This window comes from Vibrio sp. 9-16B-A1, from assembly GCF_056726165.1.
Window position 1 is genome coordinate 209,968 of sequence record NZ_JBSDZD010000001.1, and the last position, 15,956, is coordinate 225,923.

Annotated in this window: 17 protein-coding genes; 9 read left to right on the forward strand and 8 right to left on the reverse strand. The window is 50.4% G+C overall.

Annotated elements, in window-relative coordinates; all coding sequences use genetic code 11:
- Positions 1 to 23 precede the first annotated feature (23 nt).
- Positions 24 to 1,721 (reverse strand): bifunctional metallophosphatase/5'-nucleotidase, encoded by a 1,698-nt coding sequence (locus tag ACVB80_RS01000; protein ID WP_481079901.1) that lies wholly within the window; start codon positions 1,719 to 1,721, stop codon positions 24 to 26.
- A gap of 309 nt (positions 1,722 to 2,030) precedes the next feature.
- On the opposite strand from ACVB80_RS01000, the gene ACVB80_RS01005 reads away from it, so the two are divergent.
- Positions 2,031 to 3,662, forward strand: a complete 1,632-nt coding sequence (locus ACVB80_RS01005; protein ID WP_481079392.1) for an ATP-dependent endonuclease — start codon at positions 2,031 to 2,033, stop codon at positions 3,660 to 3,662.
- A gap of 83 nt (positions 3,663 to 3,745) precedes the next feature.
- Here the strand turns inward: ACVB80_RS01005 and ACVB80_RS01010 are convergent, their stop codons facing one another.
- Positions 3,746 to 4,234, reverse strand: a complete 489-nt coding sequence (locus tag ACVB80_RS01010) for a DUF1097 domain-containing protein (RefSeq protein WP_481079393.1) — start codon at positions 4,232 to 4,234, stop codon at positions 3,746 to 3,748.
- A gap of 188 nt (positions 4,235 to 4,422) precedes the next feature.
- Positions 4,423 to 5,334 (reverse strand): LysR substrate-binding domain-containing protein, encoded by a 912-nt coding sequence (locus ACVB80_RS01015; protein ID WP_481079902.1) that lies wholly within the window; start codon positions 5,332 to 5,334, stop codon positions 4,423 to 4,425.
- A 232-nt stretch (positions 5,335 to 5,566) separates the two neighbouring features.
- On the opposite strand from ACVB80_RS01015, the gene focA reads away from it, so the two are divergent.
- On the forward strand, positions 5,567 to 7,018 hold the full coding sequence (gene focA, locus ACVB80_RS01020; protein ID WP_481079394.1) for a formate transporter FocA: 1,452 nt from the start codon (positions 5,567 to 5,569) through the stop codon (positions 7,016 to 7,018).
- Between the two features lie 93 nt (positions 7,019 to 7,111).
- Here focA and ACVB80_RS01025 read toward each other — a convergent pair whose 3' ends face one another.
- The 3 genes from ACVB80_RS01025 to ACVB80_RS01035 form a co-directional block, all read right to left on the reverse strand.
- A complete protein-coding gene (locus ACVB80_RS01025; protein WP_481079395.1) occupies positions 7,112 to 7,675 on the reverse strand; it encodes a YceI family protein in 564 nt (187 codons plus the stop codon).
- Positions 7,672 to 8,214 carry a cytochrome b gene (locus tag ACVB80_RS01030; RefSeq protein WP_481079396.1) on the reverse strand — a complete coding sequence of 181 codons (543 nt, stop codon included), beginning with the start codon at positions 8,212 to 8,214 and terminating at the stop codon, positions 7,672 to 7,674. The genes ACVB80_RS01025 and ACVB80_RS01030 overlap by 4 nt, the downstream gene beginning before the upstream one ends.
- 193 nt (positions 8,215 to 8,407) lie before the next feature.
- Positions 8,408 to 8,653, reverse strand: coding sequence for a DUF2164 domain-containing protein (locus ACVB80_RS01035; RefSeq protein ID WP_481079397.1), 246 nt, complete (start codon positions 8,651 to 8,653; stop codon positions 8,408 to 8,410).
- An 81-nt stretch (positions 8,654 to 8,734) separates the two neighbouring features.
- On the opposite strand from ACVB80_RS01035, the gene msrP reads away from it, so the two are divergent.
- The 3 genes from msrP to ACVB80_RS01050 are packed head-to-tail and all read left to right on the forward strand — an operon-like array spanning position 8,735 to position 11,073.
- Positions 8,735 to 9,757, forward strand: a complete 1,023-nt coding sequence (gene msrP / locus ACVB80_RS01040) for a protein-methionine-sulfoxide reductase catalytic subunit MsrP (protein WP_481079398.1) — start codon at positions 8,735 to 8,737, stop codon at positions 9,755 to 9,757.
- Between the two features lies 1 nt (position 9,758).
- Positions 9,759 to 10,358 (forward strand): protein-methionine-sulfoxide reductase heme-binding subunit MsrQ, encoded by a 600-nt coding sequence (msrQ, locus tag ACVB80_RS01045; RefSeq protein ID WP_481079399.1) that lies wholly within the window; start codon positions 9,759 to 9,761, stop codon positions 10,356 to 10,358.
- Positions 10,359 to 10,395: 37 nt separating this feature from the next.
- Entirely contained in the window at positions 10,396 to 11,073 is a 678-nt protein-coding gene (locus ACVB80_RS01050; protein ID WP_481079400.1) for a hypothetical protein, read from the forward strand.
- A gap of 456 nt (positions 11,074 to 11,529) precedes the next feature.
- Here the strand turns inward: ACVB80_RS01050 and ACVB80_RS01055 are convergent, their stop codons facing one another.
- A complete protein-coding gene (locus ACVB80_RS01055) occupies positions 11,530 to 11,769 on the reverse strand; it encodes a hypothetical protein (protein ID WP_481079915.1) in 240 nt (79 codons plus the stop codon).
- Between ACVB80_RS01055 and ACVB80_RS01060 the strand changes: the two genes are divergently transcribed.
- The 4 genes from ACVB80_RS01060 (at position 11,698) to ACVB80_RS01075 (ending at position 14,794) form a co-directional block, all read left to right on the forward strand.
- A complete protein-coding gene (locus ACVB80_RS01060; protein WP_481079903.1) occupies positions 11,698 to 12,366 on the forward strand; it encodes an EAL domain-containing protein in 669 nt (222 codons plus the stop codon). The two genes, ACVB80_RS01055 and ACVB80_RS01060, sit on opposite strands and share 72 nt — an antisense overlap.
- Positions 12,367 to 12,467: 101 nt before the next feature.
- Positions 12,468 to 12,809, forward strand: a complete 342-nt coding sequence (locus ACVB80_RS01065) for a PilZ domain-containing protein (protein ID WP_481079401.1) — start codon at positions 12,468 to 12,470, stop codon at positions 12,807 to 12,809.
- Positions 12,810 to 12,916: 107 nt separating this feature from the next.
- On the forward strand, positions 12,917 to 13,852 hold the full coding sequence (gene ylqF / locus ACVB80_RS01070) for a ribosome biogenesis GTPase YlqF (protein WP_481079402.1): 936 nt from the start codon (positions 12,917 to 12,919) through the stop codon (positions 13,850 to 13,852).
- 153 nt (positions 13,853 to 14,005) lie between these two features.
- Positions 14,006 to 14,794: an EAL domain-containing protein gene (locus tag ACVB80_RS01075; protein ID WP_481079403.1), complete on the forward strand. Its 789-nt coding sequence runs from the start codon at positions 14,006 to 14,008 to the stop codon at positions 14,792 to 14,794.
- Here ACVB80_RS01075 and ACVB80_RS01080 read toward each other — a convergent pair.
- Positions 14,772 to 15,770, reverse strand: a complete 999-nt coding sequence (locus tag ACVB80_RS01080; RefSeq protein ID WP_481079404.1) for a CobW family GTP-binding protein — start codon at positions 15,768 to 15,770, stop codon at positions 14,772 to 14,774. The genes ACVB80_RS01075 and ACVB80_RS01080 overlap by 23 nt on opposite strands.
- Positions 15,771 to 15,956: the final 186 nt, after the last annotated feature.

A 15,956-nucleotide genomic window follows, 5' to 3' on the forward strand; every position in this document is an offset into this window, starting at 1 on the left:
CTCAGACCCCGTTCTCAGTAACATCAGGCGAACAGCTCAGGCTGCTCCTGAAGCAGGGTAATAAAGCAGTCAGCCATCGAATAGCTGCTGAACTGGCTCTCACTGGCATTCAGGATAGCGTGATACCCTTCTTTACCTTTCATCGTATAAGCCGTTGAACTTCCGGTATAAATTCGCTCATCCTCAACCGGCTGCCAGTCTCCGTCCAGACAGATTTCCAGCCGCGCAATACGCTGACCGGCAGGCGCATCAGCAAGATAGTCAAAGCAGAGATTGTGAGCGTATGGATAACTGCCAGAGCCGGTACCATTCACACCATTACCCAGCGCGTTATTGATCGCCCCTTCCAGCATATCGCGAAGATAAGCGCCGGTGAGCTCATACACCCCAACCGGTATGGCAAACGGCAAAATCTTACCCGCCACATCGTCCACAGTGACATTCCCTGCCGACAGAGAGTTACGCACCCCACCTGCATTATGCACCGCAAACTGAACCTTATGTCCTTCCTGATTCATCTTGTACCAGAAGGATTTTGCGACGAGCGGGCCCAACTGGCTCGGACCAACATCATCCGGAATGCGCACGTGGCGAAGCTTATAAGGCAGGTGCCCCACGACCCGGGTTTTGATTTCCCGGACTTCAGGCCTGTACTTATCATCAAGCAACGCTTTAACTTTCGGATCTTTGGTGCAGCGTACCACGTTCGGGTGCGCATATATGGCCTGCTGCGTCTGGTCATAAACGCTGTCATCCACCAGCTCCTCAAGACTGGCATCCATCCCGAGGCGTCTGCCTGCCAAAAGTTCATTGCAGCCCTCAAAACGGATGACTTTTCCGTCTGAGTCAAAGTCAATTTCACAATGGCCCATAAACTGCGCGTAGCAACCCGCCTGAACAATACGGGTATCATTCACTTCAATGCCATAAGGATCCTGAAGCGGGAAACCCAACGCAGTAAAGTCCCCCTGCAGCTGATGAGAATGACCGCCTACAATCAGGCTGATGCCATCGACTTCCTCTGCCAGTTTCTGATCTTCATCGTAACCCAGGTGACTGAGCAGGATGATCTTGTTGATACCGGCCTGGTGAATGGCAGCAATGGTCTGCTCCGCCACCATTTTGGCGCCGAGAAACGGAGTATCCGGATCAGGGTTAGAAATCTCGGTCATTTTATCCAGTGACAGGGCAAACAGGGCTACAGGCTCACCATCTGCGTCAAATGTCAGCCAGCTGCCGTGCCCCTGCTCCGTCAGGTAGGAATGCAGGTGACCTTTGGTTGACAGCGGATTTTTCTGTGATGAACTTTCGGTACTCAGGTCCCAGTTACTCGCGATCAGAGGAAACTCAATCCGGTCAAGGAAATCAGCCACCGGGGCATTGCCCATATCCAGCTCATGATTACCCACCGCCATGGCGTCCGGTTTAAGAGCATTGAGCATGTCAGCGTTTGCCCGGCCTTTAAACAATGAGTAATACAGGGTGCCCTGGAAACAATCCCCGGCGTGGAGAAACAAAAAACGCCTGCCCAGGGAGCCGGCCTTACTGCGAAGCTGCTCCAGCCGGTTCGCAATCCGGGCAAAGCCACCAATACTGATAAACGGAGATACCTGCTTGCCGTTGACGTTTAAATGCAACTGAATGGTGCTTGGTTCAAAATAGGAGTGGGTATCGTTGATATGCGCTATGGTCAGCGCTGCGGGTTTATTATTATTCTTCATCATATATCTTCTTCTCTTTTCTGCAGTTTATCATAGAGCGCGACGGATGACAGAAAGATGAACAGGAAAGCAGCAGTCAGAATCTGCCACTGCAAGTTTGTGATCCCATTAGCACCCACTTTGCTGATATATCGTATAAGCTTTAATTAAACAGGTTGATTTCGCCGATCCCGGCCGTTGTTTGTCAAAGTGCAACCTTCCCCGACCACAAAGCAGATTTCAAACCATTCCTGAAGCCTGCGCCTGTCAGACAACACTTATCCCGGCCAGAAGGTCTGCCGGTCAGCCGAGACAGTACGGAGATACCCTATGCAGTTAGAACGGATCGACATTTCCGGCTTTCGTGGAATTCAGCGACTATCGCTGTCGTTTGCAGAGCTCACGACTCTTATCGGGGAAAATACCTGGGGTAAGTCTTCATTGCTCGACGCCCTTTCCATTGCGCTGCCCAGTGACTGCGAGCCCTATCAGCTGGTAATGCAGGACTTTCACGTTGATTACGCCATTTCTCACCCGCAGACCCAGCACCTGCAGATCATCCTGACCTGGAAAACCAGTATTGACGGAGAAGAAAAAGCTGGTCGCTATCGCAGGCTGAGACCGGTATGGACAGAAGACGAAGATGGTGTAAAACGGGTGATCTACCGGTTAAGCGGAACCCGGGACCAGTATAAAATCACCACCAGTTACGACTTTCTTGACCAGCAGGGCAACCCGCTCCAACTGCACCACAGTGAAAAACTGGCCCAGGAGCTGATGGCACTGCACCCTGTGATCCGCCTGCGTGATGCAAGGCGCCAGCAGCGTCTGCCCGGTGATGACCATCCTGATCTGCGAATGGAAAAACGCATCGCCAACACTTCACGAAGATTGCTCGCCATGCCCGGCCACGTAAATAAAGGTGAGATGCGCAGCAGTCTGGAATCGATGCAGAACCTGGTTGAGCACTACTTCAATGTTAACGGACAGTCCCGCAGTAACCCGCGCAAGCAGCGTGACCGGATCTTTTTTGGTAATGCCAACAGCGACAAAAATGCGCTGGTGCAAATGGCTGAGCGCGGTAACAACAAACAGACCCGCCTGCTTCTGATGGGCCTGTTAAGTGGCTTCCTGCAGGCCAAGGGACCCACAACGCTGCGGCGCTGCGCCCGTCCTATTCTGATCATTGAAGATCCGGAAGGCCGTCTGCACCCGACGCACCTTATCCGCGCCTGGAGTATCTTCCAGCTCCTGCCGATGCAAAAAATTCTGACCACCAACAGTGGCGACCTGCTCGGTGCAGTACCGCTGGCAAGCATCCGCCGACTTACCCGTCAGTCCAACCGCACCGTTGCGTTTGCCATTCCGCCGAGAAAGTTTGGTGATGACGAACTGCGCCGAATCGGTTTTCATATCCGCTTCCACCGCTCCAGTGCGCTGTTTGCACGCTGCTGGCTGCTGGTAGAAGGAGAAACGGAAGTCTGGCTGTTTAATGAACTGGCGAGGCTGTGTGACTACAACCTCGCCGCAGAAGGCGTTCAGATTGTTGAGTTTGCCCAGTCCGGACTGAAATCACTGGTGAAAGTCGCACAATCTTTCTCTATCGACTGGCACGTTGTGACCGATGGCGATGCAGCCGGTAAAAAATACGCCCACTCGGTGCGTAACCTGCTTCATGGAGACCAGGAGCGTCACCGCCTGACCGAACTGCCGGATAAAGACATCGAGCACTTCCTCTATCACCATGGTATGGAGGAGTTCTTCAAGAGAATGGTCAAGATCCCGATTGACCACCCTATCCCAGCCAAAAAAGTCATCAACCGGGCACTGAAGAAATACGCCAAGCCTGATCTGGCGCTGGCTATCGTCAGCCATATTGAGGAACAGGGCCCTGACCATATCCCGCTGCTGATCCGCTGGACACTTAAACGGGTGGTGAACATGGCGAATGGCAATACATGACCCCTTTTAACGATACAAACGAAACAGGCCGCGCAGTAATGCGCGGCCTGTTTATTCAGCCTATCAGTTTTTCTTATGCAGCGTTATGCAGTTTCTGTTTCTGCTGAAACATTCTCTTCAGGGCGCTCAAACCGGGCATGCAACCACAGGCCGCTGGCCTTCATCAGGTAACCAAAAATCGCACCCACGATCAGAGACGGTACCACCAGTTTCCAGTTTCCGTCCGCAGCAAATGTAGCGCAGGAACCAATGAAAGTACCAGGAATGTAGCCCAGCCAATGCTGCTTAGCCTGAATACACATTGCGAAAGCCACAAATGCGGTAATAACGAAGCCAAGAATATCCAGGGAAACAAACGAAGAGCCATGGATGATAACCATCGCCCAAAAAACACCAGACAGGTTAGTCAGCATAGTGGACGCAAGGCCGGTAAGGCCATCTTTTGGCGACGCGAAATAACCGGTACAGCCCAAAAAGCCAGCCCAGGTTAAAAGGCCAAGTGAAACAGACACCCAGCCCCACAGGCCGGAAAGGATACCGGTCGTTAGCGCGATAGCAAACAATACGCTCATAGTTGACTCCCTGACATAAAAGACTGTGGAGTTTACCGGCCAGATCTGCAACTGCATGCGACCCTTGTCACATCCCGATGTACCCATACAGGCTGTATTTCATCAAACTGATAACGCAATCGCTTTCCCAACGGGGAGTGTAAATAAACAGGCCGCGGATGCGGCCTGTAGGGAGAGTTGCTGCAGTGCTATCGCTGCAGGTGGCTTGAACGCCCTTTCATCATCCGCATGCCTTCGCGTTTAATACAGTCCGCCAGCGGGTTTTCAACCATATCTGCCCGCCAGATAAACGACAGGGTACGGTCCATTTTGAGTTCCGGCACGTTCAGCTCCACCAGTTCACCGCTGGAGATAAAACGCTCCACATCGAGAAATGGCAGACAGCTCAGGTATGGGCCGTTTGCCACCATGGCACGCAGTACCGGTACGTGTTCGTACTCACGCCATACATCAAGGTCGGATATAAGATGATGAATGTTGCTATCAAAAATATTGCGGGTGCCTGATCCATGTTCCCGCAATACCCATTTCGCCTGTTCCAGCTGAGCCATACTGACCCTTTCCTGTCTTGCATACGGGTGGTGTGCCGCAGCTACTACCGTCAAATAGTCACGGCACCACTCTTCCTGATGAACCCGGCTGTCATCACAGCGGCCCTCAATGATCCCAAGGTCGAACTGATAATCGATCACCCCTTCAATCACTTTGCACGAACTTTCCACGTTAAGTGAAATGCGCATCTCGGGAAAATCATTATCAATAATACTGATAAGGTCCGGAACCAGATGCTCTGCCGGCGTCTGGCTGGCGCATATCCGTATCTCACCACTCAATAAATGCTGATCGTAAAAACCCATTTCTATCTGTTGGGCATCCTGAAGCAGCTTCTTTGCTTTAGGACGTAACCATACGCCCCAGTGTGTCAGCATCATACGCTTGCCCTGCCGCTCAAACAGCGGGCGTCCTAACATTTTCTCAAGCTGAGCCAGAGACATACTGGTTGCTGACTGGGTCAGGGCCAGTTTGTCGGCCGCCTGGCTGACACTGCCACTGTCTGCTACAGCGTCAAACACTGCGAGTTGTTTGAGTGAATACCTCATCGCGATCGCGTTCCTTATGCCATCCACATCGTTGTGATCAGCAATCATTTTACCTGCAATCTATTTCTTATCAAGAAAACTGATACGGTTCCTTGAAATAATCAATTTTATTCACAGGCATCAGGTCGCTAATCTGAAATGGAACCGCAGATAAGCAAAGCGGATTCACATTCAGCCAACTGGATTGGCATTTTTGAGACTTTTTAAATGAACGCAAGTCGAAGGAGCAACGATGGCAACATCTGAGTCAAACTTCAAACCCTATATCGCGCCGTATGACATGATGGGCGAAGCTGAGCAATATGCGCTGAGTAAAACCAGCAAATCCACCAGCATGACCATCAGCCTGGCGATGATGGCCGGTGTATTTATCGGTATCGCATTCCTGTTTTACATTACCGTGACTACCGGCAGCAGTCAGATTGGCTGGGGTATCAGCCGGATGGCAGGCGGTATCGCATTCAGCCTTGGCCTTATTCTGATTGTTATCGGCGGGGGTGAGTTGTTCACCAGTACGGTACTGTCTTCTATCGCACTGGCCAATCGCGAAATCAGCGTGAAAAAGATGCTGTCCATCTGGGGCAAGGTTTATCTGGGTAACTTCCTGGGTGCCCTGTTTCTGCTGGGTCTGGTGACTCTGGCTGGCCTGTATCAGCTTGACCACGGTCAGTGGGGCCTGAACGCCCTGAACATCGCTCAACATAAACTTCACCACACTCCGGGTCAGGCTTTTGCCCTTGGCGTGCTGTGTAACCTGCTGGTTTGTCTGGCTATCTGGCTGTCATTCAGCGCAAGCAATGCGATGACCAAAGCCGCCATGCTTATCCTGCCAGTTGCCATGTTCGTCAGCAGTGGTTTTGAGCACTGCGTAGCCAACATGTTTATGGTGCCACTGGGCATCGCAATTCAGACTCTGGCTCCGGCTGAGTTCTGGACTCAGGTAGGCGCAACCCCGGCACAATATGCGGATCTGAACTGGACACAGTTTATTACTGCCAACCTGATCCCGGTAACCTTCGGCAACATCGTTGGCGGCGCGGTCCTGGTAGGCCTGTCAAACTGGTCTATCTACCGTCGCCCGCAACTTAAAGCAACACAAGCAACACCAATTACCAGCACACTAACAACGTCTTTAATTAAGGAAACTACTATGGATACCAACACTACTATCAAAGCACTGCTAAATGGCCCGGCTTTCTCACTGCAGGCAGATATGCCGGTTGAAACAGCAGTAGATTCACTGATGGGTCTGAACCTTCAGGGCGCTGCGGTTACCGATAAAAATGGTCGCCTGGTTGGTTTCTTCTCAATCCATGATGTACTGGTTGAACTGTGGTGTCAGGACTACATCCCGGTACAGGGCCAGAAAGTTGTCGACCTGATGAGCCGTGATGTAATGGCACTGGACGCTAACGACAAACTGGTTAACATCGCAGAGTACATCTGTCTGGACAAAGAGCAGCTTTACCCAACCACCAGCATGGGCATTGCAACCAGTTTCAACACCCTGTCTCTGGAAGAACGTGCAAAAACCCTGAAGCACAACCGTCCGAAGAGCTACCCTGTTCTTGATGGCGAGACCTTTGTTGGTACCCTGAGCCGTATGGATGTAATGCGCTCACTGCGCGCTGTATATGGTGACCAGGGTATTACCGAAACCCGCGCAAGTCTGGAAATCGCATAACAGACAACGTGTGCTGATAAACGATGCAAAACCCCGCCGGCATTCCACCGGCGGGGTTTTTGCTTTCTGCTGTTCAAAGCTGTTTACCGCGAATTATTTACGGACCCCTTCAATGTGCAGTTCCATATCCACATAGCTGGAGGTTCCCATCACCGCAATGTTGAAATCCGCCAGTTCCAGCCGGGTGCTGCCTTCAAAGCCGGCGCGCTGACCACCCCAGGGATCTTTACCTTCGCCAATCAATTTGGCTTCAATCTCAATCGGTTTGGTCTGTCCGTGCAGAGACAGGTCGCCATGAATCGTCATCATGCCATTGCCTTTGTCTACCACTTTGGTACTGGTAAACGACGCCTGTCCGTATTTGCCTGCATCAATAAAATCACTGCTGCGAATATGTTTATCACGCTCGGCATGGTTAGAGTCCAGACTGGTAGTATCGACCGTCACGCTGACTTTGGATGCCTCAACGTCTTTCGGGTCAAACGAGAAAGTGCCGCTAAAGGTGTTAAAACGCCCTTTAATATAGCTGTAGCCCAGATGGCTGACTTTAAAGTTCACCGAAGCATGAGCGCCGCGGGTATCGATCATATAGTCTGCGGCCTGTACCGGCAGTGCGAATGCCCCCGCCAGTGCTATTGCTGTTAAAACCTTTTTCATTGTCCTGCTCCTGTCATTTTCCTTAAGGTGTTGTCCTTGTCTATAAAGTGATGTTTCAGCGCGGCTAACGCATGGATAACGGCGAGACCAATCAGGCTCCATGCCGCGTAAAAATGTACCCTGCCCGCTGTATCGGCCTGGCCTTTGAACAGCTCACCTGCACCAGGCACTTCAAACCAGTTAAATACCAAAATGCCACGTCCGTCTGCGGTTGAGATCAGGTAGCCGGAGACAAACAGCACGATGAGTAACAGATACATCAGGTGGTGAACGGAAACCGCCGCAGCAATTTCCCAGCGCTTACCTTCGGTCTTTGGTGCGCCGGATACTGTCTTCCAGACAAGGCGAACCAGGGTTAATACCGCAAGTAAGATACCAATTGAACGATGCCAGTCCGGCGCGGTTTTATACCAGGGACTGTAATAGGTCAGCTCCACCATCCAGATACCAACGACAAACATGCCGGTAACGACGATGGCAGATATCCAGTGAATCCATCTGGACAGCGGGTGATAATGTGAAGGGGTGGGTTTGTTCATATTTTTTGATGACCATTACCAAAACTGATGATCTCAGTATCTCTGCCCTGGCGGAGTAACAACACCGCCCCGGGTCGAAAGAGTCATTCAAAATTTTAGAACATAATCGAAATCATTCTCGTTATTTTCTGACTGCAGATCACAACGAGAGAAATTTACACTGTAAAAATGACAGTCGTTTCAAAAGGAAAAATCAGGTTTTTTCCTCCATTTCAATCTCATACAGCTCATCTGCCACATCTGCCATACGCCGCTCAAACACTTTTTGAGCGGCGGCCAGCCCTTCGTTGAAGTACACCGGGGCAAACTTTTCAGTGATAAAGTCAAACAGGAACTCAGCATCGAACTGCCCAAGGTCAGTGTCCAGTTCATCAGCCAGATAGCGCTGAAGGTCGGTGACCAGTGCCTGCTTCTTATTTCGTTCTATTTCAATTTTCACTCTGAGCTCCCTGAAAGAAAATGTAATCCGGCCGGGTCTGAATCAAATACCAGTATGGTGTATCTTACCAGGAGTTAAAAGATGCTGATAAAGATGATCCGGTCATGGCAGCTCAAAGAAAACCAAACCACCCCGCCGGATGTTTACCACCAGCGACGGGAATTACTAAAGAAACTCGGTCTGCTGGCAGCCACAGCACCGGTGGCACACTCAGCTCACGCCAGTCTGTTTGACCTGTTCACCAAAACCGATGACGCAAAACCGCTGCCAACAGATAAACGTGAGCCGCTTAATACCGTAAGCTCCCCTTTATCTGATAGTGGCCTTTCCCTTACCCCAGAATCTAAGATACTGACTTATAATAATTTCTATGAATTTGGCACGGCCAAACACATGCCCGCCGAGAATGCCGGTAACTTTGTAACTAATCCGTGGGAAGTCAAAGTTTCAGGAAAAGTCCACCGCCCCCTGATACTGGACTACGACGATATCCTGACCAGCCTGCCACTCGAAGAGCGTATCTACCGGTTTCGTTGCGTTGAAGCCTGGTCCATGAACGTACCATGGATAGGATTTCCATTGCATAAACTGCTTGAAAAAGCCCGTCCCACCGGCGATGCCAGATATGTTGCGTTTCAGACTCTGTATGACCCGGAGCAAATGCCAGGGCAAAAATCGTCCCGGATTGGCGGGGGCATCGACTACCCCTATACCGAAGGCCTGACCATTGAAGAGGCAATGCATCCGCTGACCCTGATCGTGGTGGGTCTTTACGGGAAAACGCTCGCCCCCCAAAACGGTGCACCTTTGCGGTTAATGGTGCCGTGGAAATACGGGTTTAAAAGCATCAAATCCATTGTCAATATTGTGCTTACTGAAGCTCAGCCGGTGAATACATGGAACAAACTCGCCCCGCATGAATACGGATTTTATGCCAACGTAAATCCCAACGTTGACCATCCGCGCTGGAGTCAGGCTACAGAGCGCTTTATTGGCGAAGGTTCCCTTTTTGGCTCGCGCCGCCAGGATACGCTGATGTTTAACGGCTACCAGGATGAAGTCGCCCGGCTATACACCGGGCTCGATCTGTCGCGGAACTACTGATATGAAGCGGGTTGTTGCACTAAAACTGGTAATTCATACCGTCCATCTGGCGGCGCTGGCATGGCTGATAACGTCGGTTTTGAACGGAAACCTTGGCGCAGAGCCTGTCGATGAGGTTATCCACTTCACCGGCAAAGCCGCACTCAATGGCCTGCTCGCCACTCTGTGTATTACACCGCTTATTCGCCGGTTTCGGTCCGGGTGGCTGATACAGTGTCGCCGCGTGACCGGGCTGTACAGTTTTGGCTGGGCTGCCCTTCACCTGAGCGCTTATCTGGTTCTTGATCTGGACTTACGTGTCGACCTGCTGTTTGATGAAATCACCTCCCGCCCTTATCTGGTCATCGGCGCTGTTTCCTGGATCATCCTGGCCCTGCTGGCCCTCACGTCATTTAAAATGATAATGCGCAAAATGGGAAAAACGTGGCAAGCGTTGCATAATTGGATTTATCTCACTGCACTGCTGGTACCAATCCATTATCTTTGGTCTGTTAAGTCAGCCCCGGCAGAGCCTGTTATCTATCTTTGCATTGCATTATGGCTGCTCAGTTTCAGAAAACAGAAGCTTACCCGCTGGCTCTCCCTGAGCAAACCAGGCTGACCACAGCCGCGAATCTGTTTCATCATGGAGTGATGAATTGTTAAAAGACATCGTAGTACAAGGACTTCACGAGTTTAGGACTGACTGTCATCAACTGTGTCAGCGTCACTATCCTACCGTGCACAACCGTGGAATGAGCGACCATCACCTTGGCCTGGCATTTGCCAGGCGCATGGCCAGTACCTTTACCCTTTACGGCCATGCCAGCAGCTTCGAGTCACTTGACTGGTATCCCGCACCTGCCCAACCTTTTCATTTCAGGGTCAGTTCAGACATTGGCACAGTTTGGGTACACAGCCACCATCTGGTAAGCGCAACCAACAGCTGCCGTAACAACATCCTTGAAGACATTCAAATGTGGCAACAGGAATACGGCTGGGCCATTCAGCCCAGTGATCTGCTGGTCGTCATCGGCGACCACTGGTTTAGCCGCAACAAATCAAGCCGCGAACTCTATGCCTGGTGGTACGGGGAACTTCCCGAAGATACCTCAGTTTATCGCCAGCAGGGCGTTAACCTGCAACCCTGTGAACGTTCACTTCGCCAGGATCTTGATGACTTCTTCCACTTAAGTCCCTGTTACGTCAGACATGCGCACCCACTTCCACAACCCAGTGGTGAGCGCCGGGTTAAAAAATACATTCAGCTCTACTCCATCATCGAGTGGAACATACACTCAGGCCTAAAACCGTCTATATCAGGTGAAATTACTTAATTAATCAGCTCAAATTGCGTAATCGAATTATGTCGGGTTAACCTGAGTTCATTAATTACTATCATACAGTTAGTGAAAAACAATTAGTTTATGATTCTGAATTGATCGGCTCAGACTATTTACCAATCCGAGTTCAATAGTTCGATTCATTCCCTGAATCACTATTTACATTTGCGATAAAAATCAAATTAAGACTATAAAACTGCGACCGGAAACCGATAATAAACAGTTACAGTAATATACTCATATTGAACATTGTGACATCACGCGCACCACTTAACCACATAATTAATAGTAACTTTTAATTTAACTTCTCTCAGCTATATTAAAAACATTCCACTCTTTCTGGTATTTTGATAAGCAACCGGATGTAATGAACATCAGGCTCATGAATAAAGCAAAACAGAAGCATTAATGAAAAATTGACCAAAATCAGAAAACGGCAATGAACTTTATTTATAATTCTGTTTTTAATTTTTGTAATTGGTAAGTATGGCTCTGTCTGGATTTAAGCGATTTAAAAACTGCCTGACGCAAAACGCCCAGGGTGAATACACGGCTTTGTATGCCGGTTATCGCCTGCGCAGCGTTTTTCAGCCAATTTTTAACGCAGATCAGCAGATCATTGGCGCTGAAGCGCTGCTTCGCCTCAAAGGCCCGGACGGAGAAGAAATCCGCCCTGACACCTTTTTCCATACCCGGCTCTACCCGTCCAGGCTCCGAGTGGCTATTGAAACACTGAGCCGTACCATGCACATCCTTAACTTTTCTCAGTCGCATTATCACGAGCTCAAGCTGTTTCTTAACGTTTTGCCGGAACCTGCGCAGAATCTGCTCCACGAAGAACAGGATAACTCCATCTGCGAGTATCTGCGTCAGCTCAACCTTAACAGCCATCAACTGGTAATGGAATTTGTTGAACTGGAAGTAAGGGAAACCGGACTGCTGTCCCGGATTCAGACGCTTATCCACAACAACGGCTGTGAGATAGCCGTTGATGACTACGGCAGCCACGCTTCAAACGAAGAGCGGGTGCAACTGCTCTGCCCGGAGATCGTGAAGATTGACCGCCACCTGCTCAACCGCTTTATGCTTGGTGACTGCCACCCGCTTTTATCTGCCCTCAAAACCGCCGCTAAAGCCGGAGCAAAAACAGTTATTGAAGGCATTGAGACCAGAGAACAGTTTGACCGGATGGCAGCACTGAGTATCGATATGTTTCAGGGCTATCATCTTGCAAAGCCAGCGCCACTTCAGCCAGGCATTGCCCATCCTCAGCAGCAAATAGCCTGAGCCGGATGCCTGCATATTCCCAGGCTATGTAACGCCAGATTTTCAGAAACTTACGTCTGATGCTATAGTCTCAATGAAAGCCTCCTTCTGATACAGTCAATATGGAACGACAGAGAAGAAAATACTACCGCCTGCGCTACCCGCAAGACGAACGCCCGATAGCGAAGCTGATGGACCGCCGCTTTACTGTTTGCGAGATTTCAGAGCACGGCATGCGCATTCTGTTTAACGAACTGCACGCATTCAGCCCGGGCATCCCGATTCGGGGCAACATCCGTTTTCACGACGGCGAAGTCGTGGAAATTGAAGGCCACACCCTGCGCCTCGATCTCAGTGAAGCCGTCATTCAGCTCAGTACAGGTCCTTCCCTGAAGCGTATGACCAAAGAGCAGCTCTACCTTCGTAAGAAGTATCCCGGATTTTTCAAGCGTCAGGAGAGCTGAGTTTAGTCAGAATTTCACCGCTTAATCCGGACCGGGCCGGATAAGCGCTTTACTCCTTCGCTCTAAACCTTACAATGAGCGCAAATCATTTGTTCCAAGGTATCACTATGTCCATTCAATGGTTTCCTGGCCACATGCACAAGGCCCGAAAAGAGATCGAAGAAGCTATTCCTCAGGTAGACGTGATCATCGAAGTCCTCGATGCACGTATCCCGTTCAGCAGCGAAAACCCGATGATCTCTGAACTGCGCGGCGACAAGCCGGTAGTCAAAGTTCTGAACAAGCGTGACCTGGCCGATCCTGAAATGACCCAGCTTTGGATTGAGCACCTTGAAAAAGAAAACAACGTTAAGGCCATGGCGGTAACCACCTCCAACCAGAGCGAAGTGAATAAGATCCTGGAGCTGTGCCGTAAACTGGCCCCGCATCGCGAAGAAATCGGTAAGAACATCCGCACAATGATCATGGGGATCCCGAACGTCGGTAAATCCACCATCATCAACACCCTGGCGGGCCGCACCATTGCTCAAACCGGTAACCAGCCAGCAGTTACCCGTCGCCAGCAGCGCATCAATCTGCAAAATGGCATCGTACTGTCTGATACCCCGGGGATCCTGTGGCCTAAAGTGGAAAACCCACACAGTGGTTTCCGTCTTGCCGCTACCGGTGCGGTGAAAGATACCGCGATGGAATATGACGAAGTCGCTTTCTATACCGTTGAATACCTGGCACAGGCTTACCCTGAGAAGCTTCAGGAGCGCTACCAGATTGAAGATATGCCGGAAACTGATATTGAGCTGATGGAAACCATCGGACGCAAACGCGGTGCCCTGCGTGCTGGTGGCCGGGTCGACCTGCATAAAGCTTCAGAAATCCTTCTGCACGAGCTTCGTGGTGGAATCCTGGGGCAAATAACACTGGAACGCCCTGAAATGATCACTCAGGAACTGGTTGAAGTAGAAATTGAAGCTGCGCGTAAGGCAGAAGAGAAAGCCAAACGTAAAGAAGATCGCCGCAAGCGTTACCTGAAAAACAAACGTTAAGAAAAAGAAGGCGCTGCCTTCTTTTTTTTGTCCCTTGCACACCTATTAACCGGCTGAACGACTCCTTCTTGAATAGCGGTGATTTCTATTGGTCACCAGGCAGCAATAACGATACACTGGCCACTGCCCACCAGTAGTGCGACGCAAAACCAAATGATTATTTCACGGCAATCCGATTACAACCACCTCTTTCAGCGCGATCTGTGCGGCGCTTATACTGCCCGCTTTAAACACTGGCAACTGACCAGCAAATTCCAGGCGATTTTTGATACGTCCGGCTGCCTTATCGGTTATGAAGCCCTGCTTCGTATTTACGATGAAAGTGGCGACAAATCAATAACACCGGATCAGTTCTTTCACAGTGACTACCTGAGCTGTGAGGAGAAAATTAACGTTGATCGCATTGCCCGCGCTATCCATATCCGCAACTTCGCCCGCTCAGATCAGGCGCACCTAAAACTGTTTCTCAACATACTGCCTGTCAGCAGTGAGCACGGGCTGACGGCAGATAAAAACGCGCAACTGCTGAAAAGACGCCTGAGTGAACTGGCTCTTTCCAATGATCAACTGGTGATGGAGATCATCGAGCAAAAAGCCAGTGATGAGCTGATGCTGGCAAAAGCGGCGCATAACATGAAGAAGAATGGCTTCTCCCTGGCGGTAGACGACTATGGCAGCAAAGCATCGGATATCAACCGGATCCAGCTTCTGAAACCTGACATTATCAAACTCGACCGACAACTGATGCTGGAATACATGTCCGGCTGCAGAGGCCGGCTGGAACATATCGTCGACGTTGCCAAATCATCCGGTGCCCTGACAGTTGTGGAAGGGATTGAGCTGCCCGCTCAGCTGAAAGCAATGAAGCAGCTCGGAATTGATTTCTTTCAGGGGTTCTATCTGGCACGGCCGAAAAAGCTTAAAGCGACACTGGCGGTGTAAGACCACACAGACTGAGCAGTACCTGCTCCAGTGCAGCCCAGTCCATCAGCTGTGAATCAATCACTTCTATACGGGTTTCAAAACCTTCCAGTGACATCTCGTTCACTGATACGATGCCCGAAGCGACGTTAAAGGCATAGCAACCTTTATCCGTATTAATCACTGCCTTAACCCGCTCTGCCGTCAGGGCACTGAGCATGCTGAACAGCTGATCAAAGTTAAACTCATACTCCGCACCAAACAACCAGCCACAACTGTGATAGCCCTGACCAAGGTTTTCCTTACGAATAAACGCTTCACCAGGTGGCAGCAGAAACTCAGGTTCCATTTCAGCATGTTCGCGATGGTGTGCCAGTAAACGGGTAGACTGCATGCCCTTCTCACGCGGCACATCCAGTAACTCAGCCTGAAGCTGACCTTTGCAGGTTTTTGCGGTTTTCACCACATCGAGACCGCTGCATTCAACCCACTGATCAAAGAACGCCAGATCATCATCGCTGCACAGATCTGCCTTGGTCGCGACCAGGATATCTGCGCTTTGTAGTTGATCGTTAAAGTTCTGATTATCGGTGTATTTTGAATCGGTCAAATTACGGGGGTCAACCAGAGCGAGCGTCGCTTTGAGGTCAATGATCTGTTGATACTGTGGCAAAGTCAGGGTGGCAATCACCTGCTTTGGGTGACCAAGACCGGTCGGCTCAATCAGAAGACGATCCGGTTTTTGTCTCAAAAGGGCATTGATACCGACAGACATAGGCACACCTGCAGTGCAGCACATGCACCCCCCGGGAACCTGCTTGATCATCGCGCCCTGCTCACTCATGAGCGCACCATCAATACCAATTTCACCAAACTCATTTACCAGCACCGCCCAGTTTTCATTTTCTGGCTTGTTCGCCAGCAAATGTAAAATAGTGGTTGTTTTGCCTACACCGAGGAAACCGGTGATGATGTTGGTGGGTACCGCTGTAATCATGTCAGACTCCTGTTATTTGGATGTGTTATCTTATAACAGATTGACCGTGTAACAAACGCCGGATAAGTGCTGGCAACCCCGGACGTCTAAAAAACCACCTGTTTAAGCGGTTTTGATACAGAGTGACGTGAACTCAGGAAGAGACAAACTAAACTTTTGATGCACAGCACCAGGCTGAATAGCGGA

Bases quoted from the DNA above. Each gene is read 5' to 3' on its own strand.
- ACVB80_RS01010 (WP_481079393.1), bottom strand. From the start codon at position 4,234: ATGAGCGTATTGTTTGCTATCGCGCTAACGACCGGTATCCTTTCCGGC.
- ACVB80_RS01005 (WP_481079392.1), top strand. From the start codon at position 2,031: ATGCAGTTAGAACGGATCGACATTTCCGGCTTTCGTGGAATTCAGCGA.
- ACVB80_RS01015 (WP_481079902.1), bottom strand. From the start codon at position 5,334: ATGAGGTATTCACTCAAACAACTCGCAGTGTTTGACGCTGTAGCAGAC.
- ACVB80_RS01065 (WP_481079401.1), top strand. From the start codon at position 12,468: ATGGAACGACAGAGAAGAAAATACTACCGCCTGCGCTACCCGCAAGAC.
- ACVB80_RS01075 (WP_481079403.1), top strand. From the start codon at position 14,006: ATGATTATTTCACGGCAATCCGATTACAACCACCTCTTTCAGCGCGAT.
- msrQ (WP_481079399.1), top strand. From the start codon at position 9,759: ATGAAGCGGGTTGTTGCACTAAAACTGGTAATTCATACCGTCCATCTG.
- ACVB80_RS01030 (WP_481079396.1), bottom strand. From the start codon at position 8,214: ATGAACAAACCCACCCCTTCACATTATCACCCGCTGTCCAGATGGATT.
- ylqF (WP_481079402.1), top strand. From the start codon at position 12,917: ATGTCCATTCAATGGTTTCCTGGCCACATGCACAAGGCCCGAAAAGAG.
- ACVB80_RS01055 (WP_481079915.1), bottom strand. From the start codon at position 11,769: ATGGAAAAAGGTGTCAGGGCGGATTTCTTCTCCGTCCGGGCCTTTGAG.
- ACVB80_RS01025 (WP_481079395.1), bottom strand. From the start codon at position 7,675: ATGAAAAAGGTTTTAACAGCAATAGCACTGGCGGGGGCATTCGCACTG.
- focA (WP_481079394.1), top strand. From the start codon at position 5,567: ATGGCAACATCTGAGTCAAACTTCAAACCCTATATCGCGCCGTATGAC.
- ACVB80_RS01080 (WP_481079404.1), bottom strand. From the start codon at position 15,770: ATGATTACAGCGGTACCCACCAACATCATCACCGGTTTCCTCGGTGTA.
- ACVB80_RS01000 (WP_481079901.1), bottom strand. From the start codon at position 1,721: ATGAAGAATAATAATAAACCCGCAGCGCTGACCATAGCGCATATCAAC.
- msrP (WP_481079398.1), top strand. From the start codon at position 8,735: ATGCTGATAAAGATGATCCGGTCATGGCAGCTCAAAGAAAACCAAACC.